Source organism: Blautia obeum ATCC 29174, from assembly GCF_025147765.1.
GTDB classification, from domain to species: domain Bacteria; phylum Bacillota; class Clostridia; order Lachnospirales; family Lachnospiraceae; genus Blautia_A; species Blautia_A obeum.
Window position 1 is genome coordinate 2,867,364 of sequence record NZ_CP102265.1, and the last position, 20,750, is coordinate 2,888,113.

The 20,750-nt window shown below is 43.3% G+C and carries 22 protein-coding genes; 3 read left to right on the forward strand and 19 right to left on the reverse strand.

Features of this window, described 5'->3' with window-relative positions:
- Positions 1–42 precede the first annotated feature (42 nt).
- Positions 43–786, reverse strand: coding sequence for an SH3 domain-containing protein (locus NQ503_RS13860; RefSeq protein WP_005427845.1), 744 nt, complete (start codon positions 784–786; stop codon positions 43–45).
- A 153-nt stretch (positions 787–939) separates the two neighbouring features.
- Here NQ503_RS13860 and NQ503_RS13865 point away from each other — a divergent pair, with 153 nt between their 5' ends.
- Positions 940–2,652 (forward strand): N-acetylmuramoyl-L-alanine amidase, encoded by a 1,713-nt coding sequence (locus NQ503_RS13865; protein WP_005427855.1) that lies wholly within the window; start codon positions 940–942, stop codon positions 2,650–2,652.
- A gap of 71 nt (positions 2,653–2,723) precedes the next feature.
- On the opposite strand, the gene NQ503_RS13870 is transcribed toward NQ503_RS13865, so the two are convergent.
- Positions 2,724–3,038 (reverse strand): YerC/YecD family TrpR-related protein, encoded by a 315-nt coding sequence (locus tag NQ503_RS13870; RefSeq protein ID WP_005427856.1) that lies wholly within the window; start codon positions 3,036–3,038, stop codon positions 2,724–2,726.
- A gap of 280 nt (positions 3,039–3,318) precedes the next feature.
- Here NQ503_RS13870 and NQ503_RS13875 point away from each other — a divergent pair, with 280 nt between their 5' ends.
- Entirely contained in the window at positions 3,319–4,641 is a 1,323-nt protein-coding gene (locus tag NQ503_RS13875; RefSeq protein WP_259892656.1) for a replication-associated recombination protein A, read from the forward strand.
- Here the strand turns inward: NQ503_RS13875 and NQ503_RS13880 are convergent.
- The 13 genes from NQ503_RS13880 to infC form a co-directional block, all read right to left on the reverse strand.
- Positions 4,638–5,150 carry a DUF4364 family protein gene (locus tag NQ503_RS13880; protein WP_005427862.1) on the reverse strand — a complete coding sequence of 171 codons (513 nt, stop codon included), beginning with the start codon at positions 5,148–5,150 and terminating at the stop codon, positions 4,638–4,640. The two genes, NQ503_RS13875 and NQ503_RS13880, sit on opposite strands and share 4 nt — an antisense overlap.
- A 41-nt stretch (positions 5,151–5,191) precedes the next feature.
- A complete protein-coding gene (gene mnmL, locus NQ503_RS13885) occupies positions 5,192–6,139 on the reverse strand; it encodes a tRNA modification radical SAM protein MnmL/YtqA (RefSeq protein ID WP_005427864.1) in 948 nt (315 codons plus the stop codon).
- A complete protein-coding gene (locus tag NQ503_RS13890) occupies positions 6,136–6,804 on the reverse strand; it encodes a YesL family protein (protein ID WP_005427866.1) in 669 nt (222 codons plus the stop codon). The genes mnmL and NQ503_RS13890 overlap by 4 nt, the downstream gene beginning before the upstream one ends.
- A gap of 156 nt (positions 6,805–6,960) precedes the next feature.
- Positions 6,961–7,725 (reverse strand): polysaccharide deacetylase family protein, encoded by a 765-nt coding sequence (locus tag NQ503_RS13895; protein WP_005427867.1) that lies wholly within the window; start codon positions 7,723–7,725, stop codon positions 6,961–6,963.
- Between the two features lie 115 nt (positions 7,726–7,840).
- The gene (locus NQ503_RS13900; RefSeq protein WP_005427869.1) at positions 7,841–8,467 is read right to left on the reverse strand and encodes a cytidylate kinase-like family protein; all 627 of its coding nucleotides are present in this window, start codon (positions 8,465–8,467) and stop codon (positions 7,841–7,843) included.
- Positions 8,468–8,480: 13 nt separating this feature from the next.
- A complete protein-coding gene (locus NQ503_RS13905; RefSeq protein WP_044926205.1) occupies positions 8,481–9,191 on the reverse strand; it encodes an ABC transporter ATP-binding protein in 711 nt (236 codons plus the stop codon).
- 12 nt (positions 9,192–9,203) lie between these two features.
- Positions 9,204–9,962: an ABC transporter ATP-binding protein gene (locus tag NQ503_RS13910; RefSeq protein ID WP_005427876.1), complete on the reverse strand. Its 759-nt coding sequence runs from the start codon at positions 9,960–9,962 to the stop codon at positions 9,204–9,206.
- Positions 9,963–9,964: 2 nt separating this feature from the next.
- Complete coding sequence (locus tag NQ503_RS13915; protein ID WP_005427877.1) at positions 9,965–11,032, reverse strand: branched-chain amino acid ABC transporter permease; 1,068 nt, start codon at positions 11,030–11,032, stop codon at positions 9,965–9,967.
- 12 nt (positions 11,033–11,044) lie between these two features.
- Positions 11,045–11,929, reverse strand: coding sequence for a branched-chain amino acid ABC transporter permease (locus tag NQ503_RS13920; RefSeq protein ID WP_005427878.1), 885 nt, complete (start codon positions 11,927–11,929; stop codon positions 11,045–11,047).
- A 102-nt stretch (positions 11,930–12,031) separates the two neighbouring features.
- The gene (locus tag NQ503_RS13925; RefSeq protein WP_005427879.1) at positions 12,032–13,192 is read right to left on the reverse strand and encodes an ABC transporter substrate-binding protein; all 1,161 of its coding nucleotides are present in this window, start codon (positions 13,190–13,192) and stop codon (positions 12,032–12,034) included.
- 223 nt (positions 13,193–13,415) lie between these two features.
- A complete protein-coding gene (rplT, locus tag NQ503_RS13930) occupies positions 13,416–13,772 on the reverse strand; it encodes a 50S ribosomal protein L20 (protein ID WP_005427881.1) in 357 nt (118 codons plus the stop codon).
- Positions 13,773–13,819: 47 nt separating this feature from the next.
- Positions 13,820–14,017 carry a 50S ribosomal protein L35 gene (rpmI, locus tag NQ503_RS13935; protein ID WP_015541985.1) on the reverse strand — a complete coding sequence of 66 codons (198 nt, stop codon included), beginning with the start codon at positions 14,015–14,017 and terminating at the stop codon, positions 13,820–13,822.
- An 86-nt stretch (positions 14,018–14,103) separates the two neighbouring features.
- Entirely contained in the window at positions 14,104–14,598 is a 495-nt protein-coding gene (gene infC, locus NQ503_RS13940; protein WP_005427883.1) for a translation initiation factor IF-3, read from the reverse strand.
- A 425-nt stretch (positions 14,599–15,023) separates the two neighbouring features.
- On the opposite strand from infC, the gene NQ503_RS13945 reads away from it, so the two are divergent.
- Positions 15,024–15,347 carry a DUF1540 domain-containing protein gene (locus NQ503_RS13945; protein WP_005427885.1) on the forward strand — a complete coding sequence of 108 codons (324 nt, stop codon included), beginning with the start codon at positions 15,024–15,026 and terminating at the stop codon, positions 15,345–15,347.
- 79 nt (positions 15,348–15,426) lie between these two features.
- Here the strand turns inward: NQ503_RS13945 and ftsZ are convergent, their stop codons facing one another.
- The 4 genes from ftsZ to murD form a co-directional block, all read right to left on the reverse strand.
- A complete protein-coding gene (gene ftsZ / locus NQ503_RS13950) occupies positions 15,427–16,581 on the reverse strand; it encodes a cell division protein FtsZ (RefSeq protein ID WP_005427887.1) in 1,155 nt (384 codons plus the stop codon).
- 145 nt (positions 16,582–16,726) lie between these two features.
- Positions 16,727–17,962, reverse strand: coding sequence for a cell division protein FtsQ/DivIB (locus NQ503_RS13955; protein ID WP_005427889.1), 1,236 nt, complete (start codon positions 17,960–17,962; stop codon positions 16,727–16,729).
- Positions 17,963–18,000: 38 nt separating this feature from the next.
- Positions 18,001–19,272, reverse strand: coding sequence for a UDP-N-acetylglucosamine 1-carboxyvinyltransferase (gene murA / locus NQ503_RS13960; RefSeq protein WP_334290518.1), 1,272 nt, complete (start codon positions 19,270–19,272; stop codon positions 18,001–18,003).
- A gap of 68 nt (positions 19,273–19,340) precedes the next feature.
- Complete coding sequence (gene murD, locus NQ503_RS13965) at positions 19,341–20,696, reverse strand: UDP-N-acetylmuramoyl-L-alanine--D-glutamate ligase (RefSeq protein ID WP_044926212.1); 1,356 nt, start codon at positions 20,694–20,696, stop codon at positions 19,341–19,343.
- Positions 20,697–20,750: the final 54 nt, after the last annotated feature.

Sequence of the window (20,750 nt, forward strand, 5' to 3'; positions counted from 1 at the left end):
CATCAGAAGTACTGATCCTGTATTACGTAAAAATTACCTGCATCACTGCAGGTAATTTTTATTTACATAGCCGCTCTTTCCAAGTCTGGAAGAATATACATACCAGTAAGTACTTCCACTGGAATCCTGGACCTGAACGGTATCGCCGTTATTCAACTGTCCGATCTCATTTGCATCATCATACGCTTTTGCATTACGAAGTGCTAGATAGCCACTCTTGACTTTCACTGTCTTTGTAACAACCGCAGATGCTGTATTGTCTTTATTTTTTACCAGATAATCTTTATTTACATATCCGCCCTTTCCAAGTCCCGGTACATATACCAGCCAGTAGGTACTGTCACTGGCATCCGCAATCTGTACCTTATCTCCTGTATAAAGTTCTGCAACTTCATTGGACGATTTAAACGCCTTGGCATTACGAAGCGCCAGATATCCACTCTTGACACTTACATAACGTTCACTTGAAGAATTCGCCAGATATCTGCGATTTACATATCCGGATTTCTTGAGTCGTGATGCATATACATACCAGTAGGTGCTTCCACTGGAATCTGTCACATCAACGGTATCACCTGTATAAAGCTTACCGATTTCATTCTTGTCATCATAAGCCTTTGCATTACGAAGTGCCAGATAGCCATCCGCTACTGTAACTGTGTAGGAAGTGGTGGCCGCCCATCCTGTCTGCACCGTCATCGGCATAGCAAGTGCAAGTGCGATCACACATGTGAAAATACGTTTCAGGACTCCTGACCTCTGCATTGTGGAAAATCTCTTCTTCATAATGTTGCCCTCCTTTGTATTTAGTTTTTGCTCCCCGTGACAAGTCTTCGAGTAAATACGACACCGAACCGTTCTTGTCAAATTTTTTATTATAGTTTATCATATAGGAAACAACTTTTTGTAAAATAAAATTTCTCGGGAGGATATATATTCATGCGCAAACTATTATCTGTTTTTCTTGCCGGATGTCTGCTTTTACTGCTTCCTGCCACGATCTGGGCTTCTGCGGAAACCACCTATGAAAGCGAACAGGGACAGGCCATGATCAAGGCTCCATCTTCGGCTTCTCCAAATGCTTCTGCCAATACTGAAGCCGATGTCGATTCTTCAGATGACTCCGAAGGTACTTTGAGTCCTTCCGGTTCTTCCTCAGGCATGGACTGGTCTGCCGCAAACACGGCTTCAACTCCGTCTTCCGCTTCCAGACAGTTTACCGTCTGTATTGATCCGGGACATCAGGGAAGCTGGGTAGACATGAGTGCACAGGAACCTATGGCTCCAGGTTCATCTCAGACCAAAAATAAAGCTACGACCGGTACTGCCGGTAACTACTCCAAGGTTCCGGAATATGAAGTCAACCTTGAAGTTTCTCTTGTCCTTGAAAAAGAACTGACTTCTCGTGGGTACAAGGTTGTCATGACCCGCGAGGATAACGACAAGGCCATCAGCAACAAAGAACGTGCAGAATTCGCCACAGAATCCGGCGCCGATATCACGGTCCGCATTCATGCAAACAGTGACAACAGTGCTTCTGCTGCCGGTGCTCTTACCATGGCCCCAACCAGTTCCAATCAGTATCTGGACAAGGAACTCATCGAAAAAAGTAATACGCTTGCATCCTGTATCATCGACAGTTACTGCAATGCCACCGGACTTGCAAACAAAGGCGTCATCTCTGCCGACAATATGACTGGTACCAACTGGAGTACAGTTCCGGTTGCCATCCTCGAAATGGGATTTATGAGTAACCAGAATGATGATCTTTACATTACCAATTCCGCAAATCACGAAACTATGGCAAGGGGAATTGCCGATGGAATCGATGCATATTTCAATACTGTCGAACCGGCTATTACTACTGTCGGAGAACACCTCGCCGATCTCACCTCACAGCTGGAAAAGAACTATACTGATCCGCTTGAACAACAGGGAGAACTCTGGGCAATCGCAGCTATGGATCTGAAGACGCAGGCCTACAGCACAGTCAATGCCGAACAGTCCATGCAGTCTGCCAGTGTTATCAAAGCATTTATCATGGCCGCTGTTTATGACAAACTGATATATCCAGATGAAGGAACTACGGTTTCATCCGATTATGAAAGTACTCTGAAACCTCTCCTCACCAGTATGATCACAGTCAGTGACAATGACTCTGCCAACGAACTGGTCCGCAAGCTCGGTGGAGGCGATTTTCAGACAGGAGCTGCTATTGTCAATGAGTTCTGTCAGGAGCGGAACTACACCTCCACGCATCTTGGCCGCGAGTTCCTGGCTTCTGATCCAACCGATGACAATTACACAAGTGCTTCCGACTGCTGCCGACTGCTCTCTGATATTTACAACAGTTCTCTGGTAAACGCAGAAGCATCTGCCGAAATGCTTGCGCTCCTTACGAGCCAGACAAAGACAGCCAAGATTCCGGCAGGTGTTCCTTCCGGCACCGCAACTGCCAACAAAACCGGAGAACTTGCAGATTCCGGAAAACTCGGTGTTGTCGAAAACGATATTGCCATTGTCTTTGACAAAGAGCATCCATATGTGCTCTGTGTACTCTCCAATAATATCAAGAATAATTCCAGTGCACAGAATACGATCAAAAAAATCTCTGCAGGTGTCTATACATATATGACCACAAAACAAAAGTAATTTCTCACAGCAACAAAAAAGGAACAGACCTTTGGATTATTCCATTGCCTGTTCCTTTTCCCCGTATTTCTTTATTCTTCTGTCTTTCCTGCGGTTTCTTTTTCTTTCATTCTGGAAAAGACCATCTCATATCCGTCATTTCCGTAGTTGAGAGAACGGTTCACACGGCTGATCGTCGCGGTGGAAGCACCGGTCTTCTCTGAAATATCCAGATATGTGCGTTTGTCTGTCAGCATCTTTGCAACTTCAAAACGCTGTGACAGAGAAAGAAGTTCATTGATCGTACATACATCCTCAAAAAACGTATAGCACTCTTCCTTATTCTTCAGACAAAGGATTGCTTCAAATAGATGGTCAACCTCTTCTGTTCTGATTTTTTTACCCATAACCCTGCTCCTTTAGTTACATTCATTATATGTTCTGTTTCATATACATGGTATTTTAACACTTTAACATGTGAAAAGCAAGTGCTAATTTAGTGCATTACCAGTGATCAACATGTCACATTATCTTTCATTTTCCTTTATTTATTCCTGTTTACAGCAACTTGAATTTTGTTCTCATATCAAGTATACTTAGAACAAATGTACGTACTGAAAAGGCAACGTATTCAAGAATGCCATTTTTCAGTACATATCCAACTGATCATAGAATGGAGCATCTGCTATGGATTTATTTGAATATGCAAAATCAAAAACGCTAGACCGCGAATCTCCACTGGCTTCCCGGCTTCGTCCGACTACGCTGGATGAAGTCGTTGGGCAGGAGCACATCGTTGGCAAAGATAAATTACTGTACCGTGCGATCAAAGCTGACAAGCTGACTTCTGTTATTTTCTATGGACCTCCCGGAACCGGAAAGACTACCCTTGCCAAGGTAATCGCAAATACTACCAGTGCAAGTTTTACCCAGATCAATGCGACAGTCGCCGGTAAGAAAGACATGGAAGAAGTCGTAAAAGAGGCACAGGACCGTCTTGGCATGTATGGCAAAAAAACGATTCTTTTCATTGATGAGATTCACCGTTTCAACAAAGGCCAGCAGGATTACCTGCTTCCATTTGTGGAGGACGGTACGATCATTCTGATCGGTGCAACTACTGAAAATCCTTATTTCGAAGTAAATGGAGCTCTCCTTTCCCGCTCCATCATTTTTGAACTGAAACCTCTCAGTAATGAAAATATCCGCACGCTGATCCTCAGAGCCGTAAATGACTGCGATAAAGGCATGGGAAATTATGGCGCCGTAATTGATGACGATGCCCTGGAATTTCTGGCTGATATGGCAGGCGGTGATGCCCGCAGTGCCCTGAATGCGGTAGAACTTGGTATCCTTACTACCCCCAAAAGCGAAGATGGTTCTATTCATCTGACACTGGATGTTGCGTCTGAATGTATTCAGAAACGAGTCATCAAGTACGACAAAAAAGGCGACAATCACTACGATATCATATCCGCCTTTATCAAAAGTATGCGTGGTTCCGATCCTGATGCAGCAGTCTACTATCTTGCCAAGATGCTCTACGCCGGAGAAGATGTCAAATTCATCGCCCGACGTATCATGATCCTCGCCTCAGAGGATATCGGAAATGCAGATCCACAGGCATTGCAGGTCGCCGTTGCTGCCGCACAGGCTGTTGAACGTGTCGGCATGCCGGAATCACAGATCATCCTTTCTCAGGCAGTCACTTATATGGCATGTGCTCCAAAGAGTAATGCCGCTGTCAATGCCATTTTTGCCGCCATGGATTCTGTGAAACACACACAGACAACTGTTCCGGTTCACCTGCAGGATGCTCACTACGGCGGTCATGAAAAGCTCGGCAAGGGAATTGGATATAAATATGCTCATGACTATCCAGATCATTATGTTAATCAGCAATATCTTCCTTCTGAGATTGAAGGTTCTCATTTCTATGAACCAGGTGATCTTGGCTACGAAAAAACGATAAAAGAATATTTACAAAAGATAAAAGGGAGAACTGATTAAATCAGTTCTCCCATCAGCATTCCATAAATATCCTGTGATTTCTTAGCCCAGCTGTGGCACATCGCCTGTGCAGCTTCCCTGCTTGGTGCTGCCAGTGTCAGATCCAGCACTGTCGTATCTTTTTCAATGATCTGGCAGCGCACTGCATAATTTCCCTGTGGTGTCGTATAATAATCTGCCGGTGTCAGGATGCGTTCCTGCACCTGTCCGCCATGCGTCTGCAGATAATCTTTTACTTCGTTCTTAATCTCACCCGACAGTTCTTTTTCAAAATAAGAAAGTGTCTTTTTTCCCTCTTCCGTAATCTCATAATAGGAACTGTTGGAAATTGTTCGCTTTCTCAGAAGCTCTGTTTCTACCAGTTCAGAAAGTACTTTCTGAAGCTGAAAATAATCTGTGTAATCTCTGTCCAGTATAAATTCTGAAATCTGAGAATTTGTCAGTGTTTCTTTTGAATGTTTCGCCATATATAAAACGATCAGTTTATAAGTTGTAAATGGTTCTGCCATTTCAATCACCTCTTTCTCACACAAGTCAGGCTTCTCGCTTCTTATTGCAGCTGTTTGCCCTGCCAGCTGTTACGAACCTTCATTTCGTGATGAAGAAGATTCAGAACTTCCCGCTTCCGGCTTGCCCACAATGGTGCGATAAGCAGCTTCTCCGGTCCATCTCCCGTCATTCTGTGAATAACGATTGAAGGATCCAGATATTCCAGACAATCTATCAGTAAATTCAGATATTCTTCTCTTTCGTAGACCCGGAATTTCCCGGCCAGGTAATCCTCTGCCAGATCGGTTCCCTTCAGCACATGCAGAAGCTGCAGTTTAATTCCCTGAATATCCTGTCCATTCAGATACTGCATTGTCTCCAGAATGTCTTTTTCTGATTCTCCCGGCAGTCCCAGTATCGTATGCACGATCACCTCAATCTGGCGCTTCCGTAAATTCTGTACTGCATCTTCAAAACAGGAAAGAGGATATCCTCGTCGAATATAGGCAGCGGTACGCTCATGCATCGTCTGAAGTCCAAGTTCTACCCATACCGGTTTCCTCTGGTTCAGTTCATTCAGGAGATCCAGTACATCCTCGCCAAGACAATCCGGTCTCGTTCCGATGGATAATGCGACCACTGACGGATGCGCAAGCGCTTCTGTAAAGATTTTCCGCAGGTATTCCACCGGTGCATACGTATTGGTATATGCCTGAAAATAAGCAATATATTTATGGATCGGCCGCTTTGCAGAAAGCAATGCGATCTGACTGTCGATCTGCTCTGTTACCGACAGCTCCGCATCTGCTGCAAAATCCCCACTTCCACCGGCACTGCAGAAAATACAGCCTCTGCTGCCAAGCTTACCATCCCGGTTGGGACAGGACATTCCTCCGTTCAGAGTCACCTTATAAACTTTTTCTCCGAACCTTTCCCTAAGCATATGATCCAGCGAATGATACGGCTTTCCATTCCAGTTCTTCTGCTGTGTCACCGCATCTGTATTCATACTTCTGTGCCTTCGCTTTTCTGTTCTTCATTTTCTTCCTTCGGCATATAAAGATCAAATATTTTTACAAGGAAGAAGGAATTACAGTACGCGATCACTCCGAATCCCATGACCAGAAACAGAACAAACAACGTGGACTGTATCTGATAAGAGCCTATAAATAACAACAGCAGCGGACAAAGTCCGATCAGTACCATGACAACTGTATACGGAAGATGGCGGATTGCCATGAACAGTGCATTTTTGATCGTATTACGGATCGTATTGTAAAACCTGGCAAGAATCGGATAAACATATAAAAGCAGTACATAATATATGATCACAAATGCCATAAAGATTACATGAAAAATCTGACCGGCACTTCCAGGCATATTTTTTGCAACATTCAGATCCAGATAAAGAACCGCACCAACGGCGATCATGATCAGATTAATAATTGTCGCCTGTTTGAAATTATCTTTAAAAGATTTAAAAAAGCTCCGAACAATATAAGCTTCCTCATTCCGGACCATCTTCAGTGTCACATAATACATAGCCGTAATAGATGCTCCGGCAGTAACGATCGGAATACAGCAGACCAGACAGATAATATTCAGGATACAAAGATCTGCCACCTTATTCATAAATGTAAAAAACTTATTGTCCATACTGAAAAAACGTCCCATATGCACAGCTCCTTTGTTTTCCGGTACTGATACCCCAGTAATCCTCTGTGTGTCAGCCTCTGTCTTACAGTATAACGAAAATCCCGCGAAAAAGCAATCAAAACCCAAACGGTTGTTTTCTTATGTGTTACTATGTGCAGCATCCTGTTCTGGATTTTACGGCAGGATCAACTGGTCTACTGTCACCAGTTGATATCCCTGCGCCTTCAGATCATCAGCAACCTGCAGTGCAGCTTCGACAGAAGTATCATATTCATCATGCATCAGAATGATTGCACCATCCTCAATCTGTTCCTTCACGGTACGGACAATCTTTTCTGTGTTCTTCACTTTCCAGTCCAGTGTATCGATCGTCCAGAATACAGGAAGCATCTCCACACATAGTTCCAGATTTTTCTTCCAGGCACCAAACGGCGGGCGCAGGTACAGTGGATAAACACCTGTTGTCTCATAGATCAGATTATTTGTTTTCAGGATTTCTTCCCTTGCCTTCGTCTCATTCAGTTTATCCAGCTGTACATGATGATAAGTATGGTTTCCTACCAGATGCCCTTCTTTCTGCATCCGTTCTACAAGCTCCGGATACTGTTCAACCTTCTCTCCAAGAAGAAAAAAAGAAGCTCTGACATTCCGCTCTTTCAGACCATCCAGAAGAAGTGGTGTATATCTGATATCCGGTCCGTCGTCAAATGTCAGTGCCGCCTGCGGATGCTTCCATTCTTTCACAGCTATTTCCGTAACTGATGTTTTTTGTGCCTGGGCCTGCATGGATTGCTCCACCAGCCGCATCATCCCCGGACCTGCTATATTTTCAGCCAGGATTCTGCCTGAAATACGGTGTGAGTCCATACTTTTTACTCGCACCGCAGTTATGATCAGTACGATCACCAATATCCCAATTCCTGCTTTTCTTTTTTTCATATTCCGGTTTCAAATCCCAGACATAACTATCCTTCTGTTCAGTATATGAAAAGTGGCAGAAAAAAAGCACCGGGGCTCGTAAAAAGCCCTCAGTGCTCTGTAATGATCCTGTATTTTATTTACCAAGCATGATCTTCAGCTGTGTTTCAATTGCATCCACACATTTGTCAAATCCGAGTTTTCCACTGTTCAGACAGAGATCATAATTCGTGGCATCACTCCACTGACCACCTGCAAATTTACGATAATAATCCTGTTTACGCTTATCATCTTTGAGAAGGAATTTCTCGACATCCTCTCTTGATCCGGAGATCTTCTGAGATGCCTGCTCTACACGGAACTCCCATGGTGCATGAATGAATACACGCAATGTATTCGGTCTGTCCTTGAAAACATAATTGACACATCGTCCGACAATTACATAGGATTCTTTTTCTGCAAGATCATTAACAACTTTTGCCTGATAATTAAACAAATTTTCATCAGAAATAAAATCTTTATTTCCCGGAAGGACCAGATCCCCTTTATAAATGCTGCTCTTATTTCCGAACAGAGATGATTTGATCTTATCTCCTGCTTCAATTTTTCCAAAGAGATTTACATCAATCCCACTTTCATCAGATGCCATATGAATGATCTGTTTATCATAAAAAGAGATTCCCAGACGTTCTGCCAGCATCTTTCCTACGGTACGTCCACCGCTTCCATACTGTCTTGCAATTGTGATCACTACATGATCCATATTAATTTCCTCCCTACTCGCCCAGATATGCTTTCTGGACGGATTCATCATGAAGCAGATCATCTGCTTTTCCTTCCAGAGTGATACTTCCTGTCTCGAGAACGTATGCTCTGTCTGCGATAGAAAGTGCTTTCTTCGCATTCTGCTCAACAAGCAGAACCGTTGTTCCACTCTCACTTACTTCTTTGATAATATCAAAGATCTCATTTACAAAGATCGGTGACAGACCCATTGATGGCTCATCCATAAGGATGATCCTCGGTTTGCTCATCAGCGCACGTCCCATGGCAAGCATCTGCTGCTCCCCACCGGAAAGTGTACCCGCACGCTGGCCGGTACGCTCTTTCAGACGTGGAAATCTTTTGTATACCATCTCAAGGCTCTGAGCGATCTCATTTTTATCTTTTCTTGTATAAGCTCCCATCAGAAGGTTTTCGTATACGGACATATCTGCAAATACACGTCTTCCCTCCGGCACATGAGCCATCCCCATCTCAACGATCTTGTGGGCCGGTGTCTTTGTCAGGTCTTTTCCTTCAAAAACAATGCTTCCTGCTTTTGCCGGAATAATTCCTGTCAGAGTCTGCAGGGTAGTTGTTTTACCTGCACCATTTGCACCGATCAGAGCAATGACCTCTCCCTTCTCTACACGAAAGGAAATCCCTTTTAATGCCTGGATAACACCATAATAAACCTGGAGATCTTTTACTTCCAACATTGACATTTGATTTTCCTCCTATTCTCCCAGATATGCGGTGATAACTGTCGGATCCTTCAGGACTTTGGATGTCTCACCCTGCGCAAGCACCTGTCCGAAGTTCAGTACAGTCAGTTCTTCGCAGATACCGCCAACCAGCTTCATATCATGTTCGATCAGAAGAGTTGTCATATCAAAATGTTCCTGCACAAAACGGATAGTGTCCATCAGTTCCTGTGTTTCATTCGGATTCATACCGGCTGCCGGCTCGTCGAGAAGAAGAAGCTTCGGATCTGTTGCCAGTGCTCTGGCAATCTCAAGTTTACGCTGTTTACCATATGGAAGGTTTCCTGCAAGGGTCTGCGCTTCCTTATCAAGATCGAATACCTTCAGGATCTCCATTGCTTTTTCATTCATTTCTTTCTCGACTTTGTGATACTTCGGAAGTCTCAGAATTCCGGTCAGTGTGGAATAGGAATGGTGATTATGCAGTCCTACTTTAACGTTGTCAAGAACCGTCATTTCTTTAAACAGACGAATATTCTGGAAGGTTCGCGCTATACCTGCTTTGTTGATCTCAATCGTGCTCTTTCCTGTGATGTCCTGTCCATCCAGTTTGATAATACCCTCTGTCGGTTTGTAAACGCCTGTAAGAAGGTTAAAAATTGTTGTTTTTCCTGCACCATTCGGTCCGATCAGGCCATACAGCTGACCCTTTTCGATAGATACATTGAATCCGTCAACTGCGCGAAGACCGCCGAACTGAATAGCCAGATGATTTACCTCTAACATTGCCATAGTTAAGCTGCCTCCTTTTTCTTTGCTGTTCCTTTGAATTTTTCAACCATACGCGCTCTCCAGTTTCTTGCTGCAGGAGCCCAGTTAAAGAGCATCATAACAATCAGTACAATTGCATAGATCAGCATACGGTAATTCGCAAACCCACGAAGCAGTTCCGGAAGTGCATACAGAATAACTGTTGCAATAATGGAGCCGCGAAGATTTCCAATACCACCAAGCACAACATATACCAGAATCAGAATAGACATATTATAATCAAATCCTGAAACCTTCAGCATGGAAAGATTATGTGCATAAAGCACACCTGCCACTCCGGCAAGAGCTGCTGAAACTGTAAATGCAAGAAGTTTGAATTTTGTAACATCAATACCTACCGATTCTGCTGCAATACGGTTATCTCTTGTTGCTGTGATCGCACGTCCGCTTCTGGAATTTACCAGATTCTGTACGATAAATAATGTCAGAAGGACAAGCACAATTCCAATCGGGAAGAAATAATGCTTTACATCTTTATAAAGTGCACCTGTTCCTGAAATACCAAGTGCGCCCTTCAGGATCTGTTTACCACCTGTTCCAAGCTTGAGAGCTGCGGAACTTGTAGCTACGTGAAGGCCACTGTCATCAATTCCAACATAGAGGATATTGATCAGGTTTTTAATAATCTCACCAAAAGCCAGTGTTACAATAGCCAGATAGTCGCCACGGAGTCTGAGTACCGGAATACCGATAATGACACCAAATACAGCTGCCACCGCTGCACCAACCAGAATCGCAAGAATAAATCTCGGAACCTGCGGGATATCACTGGCAATATGAGAAAACAATGCACTGGAATATGCACCTACACACATAAAGCCTGCATGGCCAAGACTAAGCTCGCCTGAAAATCCTACGACCAGATTCAGGGAGATTGATGCAATCGTGTATACACACAATGGAACCATAAGTCCCTTCAGAAGGTTTGAAAGATTTCCTGTAGCTGAAAGTATTTCAACGATGACAAACAGGACTAATACCAGTCCATAATTGATCAGATTGTTTTTGGTTGTTTTGTTCATATTCTTCATATCGTCCACCCCTTATACTTTCTCCTGGATGTTCTTGCCGAACAATCCGGTAGGTTTTACAAGAAGTACCACGATCAGAACTGCAAAGCAGATAGCATCTGCAACCTGTGAAGAGATGTAAGCCTTGCCGAAGATCTCAATCACACCAAGGAGGATTCCACCGACCATTGCTCCTGGAATAGATCCGATACCACCAAATACAGCTGCTACGAAAGCTTTGATACCAGGCATGGCACCTGTATATGGTGTCAGAGTCGGATATGTCTGACAGAGCAGAAGACCTGCGATCGCAGCAAGTCCTGAACCAATAGCAAATGTCAGGGAAATCGTTGCATTGACATTAACTCCCATAAGCTGTGCGGCATCACGGTCTTCTGAGACTGCCAGCATTGCACGGCCAGGTTTTGTCTTTTTAACAAAAAGAGTAAGTCCTACCATGATCACAACACATGCAAGAATTGTTACAATCGTAATACCTTTGATCGTAAGTTCTCCATTAAACAGTGTAACGGATGGTACATCCACAACTGTTACGAAACTCTTTGCATCTGCACCAAAGATCAACAGTGCAAGGTTCTGCAGAAGATAACTGACACCGATCGCAGTGATCAGTACGGCCAGGTTGGAAGATGCTTTACGAAGCGGGCTGTATGCAACCTTCTCAATCACAACACCAAGAACTGTACAGAATATTACTGAAAGCCCTACGGCCAGAACCGGAGACATTCCTCCTCTTGTAACAGCGGTAAGTATCACATACGCACCTACCATGATAACGTCACCATGGGCAAAATTAAGCATTTTGGCGATACCATACACCATCGTATATCCAAGTGCGATGATCGCATAGATGCTGCCCAGGCTTATTCCATCTTTTAAATATGATAAAAAACTCATAGTGCACCTCTTTAATAATATGTCATATTAGCGCAAGAAAGGGGACGGCCCTGTGATAACAGGAAGCCGTCCCCCGTCCTCTGAATTTCAGTATCTGACTGCTTACTGCATTTCTACGTAAGCGCCGTCTTTGATCTCAAAAGCTTTTGGCTCTTTGTCACATTCACCATCTTCTGTCCATTTAGCTTTACCTGTCAGACCATCAAGCTCGATGTTCAGCATGGATGCAGACATTGCTGCGCTGATATCTTCGTTGGACATATCCGGTGTAATTCCTGCATCGTTTGCTGCAAGCTGCATAGCATAGATTACATCATATGCATCTGCTGCGAACTGGTTCGGAACTTCATCTTTGTTTGCTGCTTCATAAGCATCTACAAATGCTTTGGATTTTTCATCATCAGATGTAGCTGAGAATGGTGTCAGAAGCATAACGCCTTCTGCAAGTGAAGTATCAAAGTTTTCTACTCCAAGGATACCGTCCATACCATCTACACCGAATTTCTTCATATCATCCATTCCAGCGTCATGTGCCTGCTGAAGAATCAGAGCGTTGTCTGAATAGTAGTTAGGAAGGAACAGGAGCTCTGCTCCACTGTCTTTGATCTTTTTAAGCTGTACAGAGAAGTCTGTATTGCTGTCTGCTGTGTAAGCTTCGTCAGCTACAACTTCAAGTCCGTTATCCTCAGCTGCTGCAACAAATGCATCATTAACACCTGAGTTGTAATCTGCGGAAGAATCATAAAGAACTGCTACCTTTGTTGCCAGCTTATGTTTACCGATAAATTCAGCAGATTTTGTTCCCTGTGCCGGGTCTGTAAAGCACATACGGAATTCATTGCTTCCGGAGGTGATACAATCAACTGCTGTACCAGATGGTGTAAAGAGGAATGTGCTCTCTGCTGCTTCGGCACCAACTGCAATACATGCACCAGATGTTACTGTACCACAAAGCATCTGCATTCCTTTGTCGAGAAGGTCATTGTATGCATTGACTGCTTTTTCCGGGTCTCCCTGGTCATCTCCTGCAGCAAGAACTTCAACATTATATCCGTTGAATCCGCCGTTTGCATTTACTTCTTCAGCTGCAAGCTGTACTGCATGATATACACCAAGTCCATACTGTGCATAATCTCCTGTCATCGGTCCAATAACACCAATCTTAAATGTCTCCGCTTCATCTGCAAATACTGCTGTTGGCATCATTGCTGCTGTCATAGCTACTGCTGCTGTTACTGCAAGTACTCTCTTCATATTTTTCATAATAAGATCCTCCTATCTTATATTAGCTCTGCGTCGCTTTCACTCGCTAAAGCTTTAATGTATTTGATTATAGCATTCAGTTTCTACGATTGCAAGCAAAAATTTTAGATTTATTTAATATTTTGTATTTTTCTCAAGAACTCTTGTTGTCTTTGAGCGGACATTGAGTTCAAAAAAAGACCGTGGTTCAATATCGAACTCCACGGCCCCATAATCTTATTACTTATGCTACTGCTTTTTTAGCGATTTCAGCAAGTGCTGCAAATCCTTCTGCATCGTTTACTGCAAGTTCAGCAAGCATCTTTCTGTTGATATCGATGTTTGCAACTTTAAGTCCGTGCATCATTTTGCTGTAGGAAAGTCCGTTCATTCTTGCTGCTGCATTGATACGAGCGATCCAGAGCTGTCTGAACTGACGTTTTTTCTGTTTACGTCCTGCATAGGAGCTTGCAAGTGCTCTCATAACAGACTGTTTTGCTACTCTATACTGTTTGGAACGGGCTCCTCTGTAACCCTTTGCCAGTTTTAATGTACGGTTATGTCTTTTCTTTGCGTTTAATCCGCCTTTAATTCTTGCCATTTCTTATTTCCTCCTGTTCGTCTTCCAATATCATCTGCTGCTTATTATTATAAATAAGGCAGTGCTTTCTTAATGTTCTTAAGGTTTGTAGAATCAACAACAGTAGCTTTTCTCAGATTTCTCTTTCTCTTCTGAGATTTCTTTGTTAAGATATGGCTCTTATAAGCTTTATTTCTCATGATTTTTCCGGTTCCGGTTTTTTTGAAACGTTTTGCTGCTGCTCTACAAGTTTTAATCTTAGGCATAATTATTTCCTCCTTAATTCGTGGTACTGTTTTTTATTTCTTATTATCAAGAACACGTGCCAAAACACGCTGTCTGTGATAACTGCTTAACGCTTTTCGCTGAGAAACATTGTCATGCTTCTGCCTTCAATCTTAGGGGCTTTCTCAACAACTGCCACATCTGCAAGAAGTTCTGCAAAATCATCAAGTACATGTTTGCTGCTTGCCATATGTGCCATTTCTCTTCCACGGAAACGTAATGTAACCTTGACACGGTCTCCTTTAGAAAGAAATTTTCTTGCTGCATTGACCTTCGTCTTCAGGTCATTTGTATCAATGTTTGGAGAAAGACGTACTTCCTTGATGTCAATTGTCTTCTGTTTTTTCTTAGCTTCTTTTTCCTTACGGGAGAGCTCATAACGATACTTGCCGTAGTCGATAATCTTACAAACCGGCGGCTTTGCCTGCGGTGCGATTTTAACAAGATCAAGTCCGGCTTCCTGAGCCTTTGCAAATGCTTCTCTTGAAGAAACGATTCCAAGCTGTGCTCCATCCGGTCCGATCAAACGTACCTCTTTGTCTCTGATCTGTTCGTTAATCATTAAATTGCTAATTGTAGTACACCTCCATACATTTAAATAAATGATAAACCTGAATCTCTCAGCTACTGTATAGGAACAGTAACTCCACCCTGTCTTATGAAAACAAAAAAGAGTATGGACAGTTTCCACACTCTGCTATATCCAGGGATAACCAAATGAAATCTCTTTTTCATTTTTATCTCTGTGCATTCCCCGATCTCTGTAGATCAGCCTGCTGCGATATATCAACCTGAGCCGCATTATATGCGCTGAGGTGAGAGTGAAACTCTGCTTTGTTTTCCACGTACTTTAAAAAGATATCATGTCTTTTATATAATGTCAAGTTATTTTTTATACATATTTTTATTTTTTCAGCGCATACTATTCCTGCATGACGTTTGCTGTTATGCATAATCATATCATTATATAAGAAGGAGGCTTCTATTATGACAATTCTGAAATGTAGTGCCACAAAATGTCTTTACAATGAAAATGAGCTCTGTTCCAGAGGCGATATTGAGATTACAGGAGATAATGCTCATCGTGCAGATGAAACAAACTGTGGAAGTTTTCGTGACCGCGCGACTGCCGGTATGACAAACAGCAAAGCTCATCACTGCGGCTGTGAAAAAATCAACATCGACTGTAAAGCTCAGGAATGTACCTATAACGATCAGCGCAAATGTACGGCTTCTGCTATTGATGTGGTCGGATGCAGCACAGACGGATGTAACGAAACAAAATGTAATACCTTCTCCTGCAAATGCTGATCCTTACTCTCAAAAAGACGCTGCATCAAACAGCGTCTTTTTTATGTCTGAATCATTCAGTTTCTAATCCTGTCGCTTCCTATCTGTTTCTCAGGAAATCCGGAATCTGGATATCTTTCTTCTGTACTGTGCTGGTCGGAACTTTGCCTGTATAAGAACCATTGTTCATAGTCGGCAGACTGAAGCTTGGCATAGACATTGTACTGGAAGACGATGCAGATGTACCTGCTGCCGGTTTACGTACACCAAATGGTGTTGTATTGCTTCTTGTACCAAATGGAGTGGTCTTTGCAGCTGTATCGGATAATCCGGTCGCAATAACTGTGATCTTAGCATAGTCTGCAACAGAATCATCATACATAGCACCAAAGATGATGTTTGTATCTTCACCTGTCAGCTCCTGTACATAGCTTGCTGCATCATTTGCATCCATAAGAGAAATATCTCCGGAAATATTGATGATCACATGAGTAGCACCTTTGATGGTTGTCTCAAGCAGCGGAGAGGATACAGCCTGCTGAACAGCTTCCATAGCCTTGTCATCTCCTCTGGCCTCACCAATACCGATATGTGCGATTCCTTTATCTGTCATAACTGTCTGAACATCCGCGAAGTCAAGGTTGATCAGTGCCGGCAGATTGATCAGGTCTGTAATTCCCTGGACAGCCTGCTGCAGAACCTCGTCAGCTTTGCGAAGTGCTTCCGGCATAGTTGTACGACGGTCTACGATCTCAAGCAGTTTGTCGTTCGGGATAACGATCAATGTATCAACAGCTTTCTTCAGATTCTCGATTCCTGTAAGAGCATTGTTCATACGTGTTTTTGCTTCAAAACGGAAAGGTTTTGTTACAACGCCAACGGTCAGGATTCCCATTTCCTTAGCTGCTGCTGCAATAACAGGAGCTGCACCTGTACCGGTACCACCACCCATTCCACAGGTAACAAATACCATGTCAGCGCCTTCGATCAACTGTTTTACTTCTTCTATGCTCTCTTCAGCGGCCTTCTGACCAACTTCCGGCTGTGCACCGGCGCCAAGGCCTTTTGTAATCTTTTCACCAATCTGAAGTACTGTTGGAGCTTTGCAAAGTGTCAGGGCCTGTTTATCAGTATTTACACCAACAAACTCAACTCCTCCGATGGCTTCTTCCACCATTCTGTTAACTGCATTATTACCAGCCCCGCCTACACCGATTACAATAATCTTTGCAGAGGACTCAGCTTCATTTGACATAATCTCTAACAATGTACTTCCTCCTTTATTTACCTGATATCAGCGTATCAGGCTGCATATAGATATATCATATATTTTTTTTTCGAATTAATCAACTACTATTTTTGTTTTTTTATACTTTTTTCACTATTATTCGCCATTTCCATCACTCATAAGATTCCTCATCTGTATCTCCCTGATCCCAGCCATCCGACTCTTCATCACTGTAGCTCTCAGTATCTTCATCCGAGGAATCTGTATTCGTATCAGAACTGTCTTCTTCTGAATCTTCCTCCGAAGTATCACCTGAAGAAGTGCCGTCATTATCCGGCATAGGTCCCACGTAGTTGCCATCTTTGTCATACTCGCTGACACCGTCAAAGCCACCGGATTCATTATATCCGCCTGTCCAGTCTCCAAAGCTATCCAGAAGTTCCTGCGTCGGCTCCGATCCAACATAGTTCAGATTTTCATCATATTCACCGGAACCTGTATAATCGCCTTCTTCGTCATAACCGCCTACCCAGTTTTCTTTTGCATAATCAAGTGCCGTCTTTGGTTTTGCTCCTACATAATTGCCATTTTCATCGTATTCACCATCACCGGTATAATCACCATTTTCATCATAACCTCCGGTCCAGTTCTCTGCAGTTACTTCCTCTTCCTCTTTTTCAAAAGTCACTGTTTTAGAACTTTCTGTGATATTCTCCATATGAAGGATCCCCTTCTCACCCGTAATCTGTGGAAGAATCGCAACCATTCTGGACATTTTATCTTCCAGATATTTATCTTTTCCAAGTTTTACCATGATGTCTCCATAAATAAGGTCTATGGTGGAATCATCCTCCAGCTGGATATAATCTGGCTGAAGATCATTTTTTGCAAAAATCGTAGAAAGTGCAACCGCAGTATTTAGAACAGCATCCTTAATCGGAAGTTTTTCATTCATAACAACTTTTTTTACCTGAATACCCTCAAAATAGGGGACAGACTCATCCCTGGTCTTGTCGCCTTCTACAAACATTCCATTTCGATCAAAATACACATAGCTGTCAAGATATGGGATACAACCCACTACACTTTTCTCACGGACACTGATCACGATCGAGTTCCGACCGGATCTGCTGACGGAATATCCTTCAATATATGGCACACCCTGCACATTATTTTTTGAACACGTGATCGGTGCCAGAACAGAATTAGAAGAAAAAGCTCCTGTAAGAACCATTTCCTTCAGTTCTTCTTTTGTATAGTGGTTACTTTCCATCACTTCCACCTTTGACACATGAAAAAAAGCAAAGAAAAAAATAATCCCGGCCAGAACAGCAACAGCAGCAGCTCCTCCGACCAGTTTCGCCTGTTTTTTTGTTATTTTAAATTTCCTGTAATTGGATGTTCTCATAAAAAACTAATACCTGTATCCTCTGAACTCATATTAACTCAAACCGATAAGATATCCTCCATATAGATTTCTGCCTGAAGGTACCTCAAATCTCTGCAAATGTCTTCATACCCTCTTCGGATAAAAGGAACACCCTCTATCACAGATTCTCCATCTGCTGCAAGAGCCGCGATCACTAGCGCTGCTCCACCTCTCAGTTCCTCTGCCCGCAGCCTGCATCCCTTTAGTCTGCTTCCACAGATCTTTACTTCGCTTCCCCTAACTTCTATGTGTGCCCCCATTTTTGTAAGTTCACTGCATATCTTAAACCGGTTCTCAAATATATTCTCCCTTATGCGGCTTATTCCCGGAACTGTAGTCAGTACTGCCAGCAGTGGTGACTGAAGATCTGTCGGGAATCCCGGATAAGCTTCTGTTTCCAGAAACGGAACCGAAAATTGTATTCCGGCTCCATTCGCTATTAGTTTACCACTCTTCCATTCATATTGTCCACCCATTTTCCGATATACTTCAAGGAACGCCTCCATTTCTCCCTCAGGTGCATTCTCCACAGTCACTGATCCACGCGAAGCTGCAGCCGCGCAAAGATATGTTCCCGTAACGATCCGGTCTGCCGGTATTAGCATCTCTGTCCCGTGAAGAGAGGTCACTCCCTGAACCCGGATGCACCCTTCTTTCTCATGCCAGATCCGCGCTCCCATCTTTTGCAGAAATCTGCAAAGCCATGTAATCTCAGGTTCTCTTGCACAATTTCTGAGTACGGTCTCTCCTTCAGCCAGAACAGCTGCAAGCAGTGCCTGTTCCGTGGCCCCTACACTTCTGTCAGGAAAATTTATCTCCTGCCCTTTCAGCTTTTTGCAATCTGCCTGAATTTTTCCGTTTTTTTCTGAAATTATCGCACCCAGACTTTTCAGCGCATACAGATGAAGATCTATCGGACGTTTTCCGATCACGCAGCCACCCGGATAACCGATCACACCTCTTTGGTTTCTGCCGAGAAGTGCTCCCAGCAGAATCACAGAACAACGCATTCTTCCTGTATATTCCGAGGCAATTTCCATTCCACAGACTTTGCTGCAGTCAAGATACAGATCATGGCCCTTCCACCAGGTAACGACTCCCAGAATGTGAAGGATTTCTTCCATATAACAGACATCAAGAATACGCGGACAGCCTCTCAGAACACAGATTTCCCTCTGAAGCAGTGATGCAGCCATGATCGGAAGTACTGTATTTTTTGATCCCTGCACAGTTATGCTGCCCTTAAGACAGTTTCCCCCAATCACGTGAATTTCATCCAAATGATCCACTCCCACAGAGTCTCTTACAGTTAATATATGCAAAGACCAGACTTCCGTCACAGAAGTCTGGTCTTATATTACAATGCTCTTACATATTCTTTGAACATGTCTCCACGCTGTTCATAATTATCAAACTGTCCCCAGCTTGCACATGCCGGTGAAAGAAGTACCGCATCACCAGGATTGGCTTTTTCGGCACATATCTTTACTGCCTCCTCAAGATTTTCACAGAGAATGCATGGGCAGACACCAAGACGTTCTGCCGCCTCTTTGATCTTGTCACGCGTCTGGCCGATCAGCACCAGATATCTTACCTTCCCGTCAAAAGAATTCAGCCACTCATCATAACTGGAACCTTTGTCGTAACCACCACCGATCAGGAGCGTCGGACGGTTCATTGCCTGGATTCCTTTTATTGCTGCATCAGGATTGGTTCCCTTGGAATCATTATAATATGCAACACCATTTTTCTCCATGACATATTCAATGCGGTGTTCTACTGCTGTGAACGCACAGATGCTCTTACGGATATTTTCCACAGACACACCTGCATAATATGCCATTGCAGATGCCGCCATAACATTCTCAAAATTGTGCTGTCCGAGAAGTTTCAGTTCTCCTGTATGTACCAGAGGGATTTCTTCGTCTGCTGTTTTCAGTACGATCAGATCTCCATCCAGATAAATACCCTCGTCCAGTTTTCTCACGCTTGAAAAATACACAGTTTTCGGAACAATGTGTCTGCCAAACTCACGAAGCACTTCATCTTCATAGTTCAGGATACAGTAATCCTCTGCTGTCTGATTTTTGACGATCAGTTCTTTGACGCGGATATATTCTTCCATCGTATGGTGTCTGTTCAGATGGTCTTCCGTAATATTCAGGATTGCACTTACCTTCGGCGCAAACTCTTCGATCGTTTCCAGCTGGAAACTGCTGATCTCGGCCACTGTTGTGGAGCTATCTTTCATTTCCAGTGCCTTTGATGTATATGGAGTTCCAATATTTCCTACTACAAAAACAGAATCTTCTGCATCACTCATAATCTTTCCCAGAAGAGCTGTTGTAGTTGTTTTGCCATTTGTTCCTGTAATTGCCAATACTCTTCCCTTGCCGGTACGATACGCAAGTTCTACCTCACCCCATACCGGAAGTCCCTGTTCATAAAAGCTCTTTACAAGCGGAATATCCGTCGGTACACCAGGACTCAGCACTGCCAGATCCAGTCTCTTCTGCACTTCTTCCGGAAGTTCTCCTGCATATACTTCAATATTGTTGCAATCTGGAACTTTTTTTATTACAGTCTCTTTATCAAGATCTTTATTTCCATCATAAATGACAGGTTGCGCCCCTACTTTCGCCAGAAGCTCTGCTGCACCGATTCCACTTTTTCCGGAACCAAATACAAGCACTTTTTTCCCCTGTAAATTCATTTTAATTTCCTCCTTATTACCTATGAGCAAGCTCATGTGGATTTTGACCTTTTT

Bases quoted from the DNA above. Each gene is read 5' to 3' on its own strand.
- infC (WP_005427883.1), bottom strand. From the start codon at position 14,598: ATGATTAACGAACAGATCAGAGACAAAGAGGTACGTTTGATCGGACCG.
- NQ503_RS13865 (WP_005427855.1), top strand. From the start codon at position 940: ATGCGCAAACTATTATCTGTTTTTCTTGCCGGATGTCTGCTTTTACTG.
- NQ503_RS13875 (WP_259892656.1), top strand. From the start codon at position 3,319: ATGGATTTATTTGAATATGCAAAATCAAAAACGCTAGACCGCGAATCT.
- NQ503_RS13900 (WP_005427869.1), bottom strand. From the start codon at position 8,467: ATGGATCATGTAGTGATCACAATTGCAAGACAGTATGGAAGCGGTGGA.
- NQ503_RS13915 (WP_005427877.1), bottom strand. From the start codon at position 11,032: ATGAAGAATATGAACAAAACAACCAAAAACAATCTGATCAATTATGGA.
- NQ503_RS13955 (WP_005427889.1), bottom strand. From the start codon at position 17,962: ATGAGAACATCCAATTACAGGAAATTTAAAATAACAAAAAAACAGGCG.
- NQ503_RS13890 (WP_005427866.1), bottom strand. From the start codon at position 6,804: ATGGGACGTTTTTTCAGTATGGACAATAAGTTTTTTACATTTATGAAT.
- mnmL (WP_005427864.1), bottom strand. From the start codon at position 6,139: ATGAATACAGATGCGGTGACACAGCAGAAGAACTGGAATGGAAAGCCG.
- NQ503_RS13910 (WP_005427876.1), bottom strand. From the start codon at position 9,962: ATGGCAATGTTAGAGGTAAATCATCTGGCTATTCAGTTCGGCGGTCTT.
- ftsZ (WP_005427887.1), bottom strand. From the start codon at position 16,581: ATGTCAAATGAAGCTGAGTCCTCTGCAAAGATTATTGTAATCGGTGTA.
- NQ503_RS13860 (WP_005427845.1), bottom strand. From the start codon at position 786: ATGAAGAAGAGATTTTCCACAATGCAGAGGTCAGGAGTCCTGAAACGT.
- NQ503_RS13925 (WP_005427879.1), bottom strand. From the start codon at position 13,192: ATGAAAAATATGAAGAGAGTACTTGCAGTAACAGCAGCAGTAGCTATG.
- NQ503_RS13895 (WP_005427867.1), bottom strand. From the start codon at position 7,725: ATGAAAAAAAGAAAAGCAGGAATTGGGATATTGGTGATCGTACTGATC.
- rpmI (WP_015541985.1), bottom strand. From the start codon at position 14,017: ATGCCTAAGATTAAAACTTGTAGAGCAGCAGCAAAACGTTTCAAAAAA.
- rplT (WP_005427881.1), bottom strand. From the start codon at position 13,772: ATGGCAAGAATTAAAGGCGGATTAAACGCAAAGAAAAGACATAACCGT.
- murD (WP_044926212.1), bottom strand. From the start codon at position 20,696: ATGAATTTACAGGGGAAAAAAGTGCTTGTATTTGGTTCCGGAAAAAGT.
- NQ503_RS13880 (WP_005427862.1), bottom strand. From the start codon at position 5,150: ATGGCAGAACCATTTACAACTTATAAACTGATCGTTTTATATATGGCG.
- NQ503_RS13870 (WP_005427856.1), bottom strand. From the start codon at position 3,038: ATGGGTAAAAAAATCAGAACAGAAGAGGTTGACCATCTATTTGAAGCA.
- NQ503_RS13945 (WP_005427885.1), top strand. From the start codon at position 15,024: ATGACAATTCTGAAATGTAGTGCCACAAAATGTCTTTACAATGAAAAT.
- NQ503_RS13920 (WP_005427878.1), bottom strand. From the start codon at position 11,929: ATGAGTTTTTTATCATATTTAAAAGATGGAATAAGCCTGGGCAGCATC.
- NQ503_RS13905 (WP_044926205.1), bottom strand. From the start codon at position 9,191: ATGTCAATGTTGGAAGTAAAAGATCTCCAGGTTTATTATGGTGTTATC.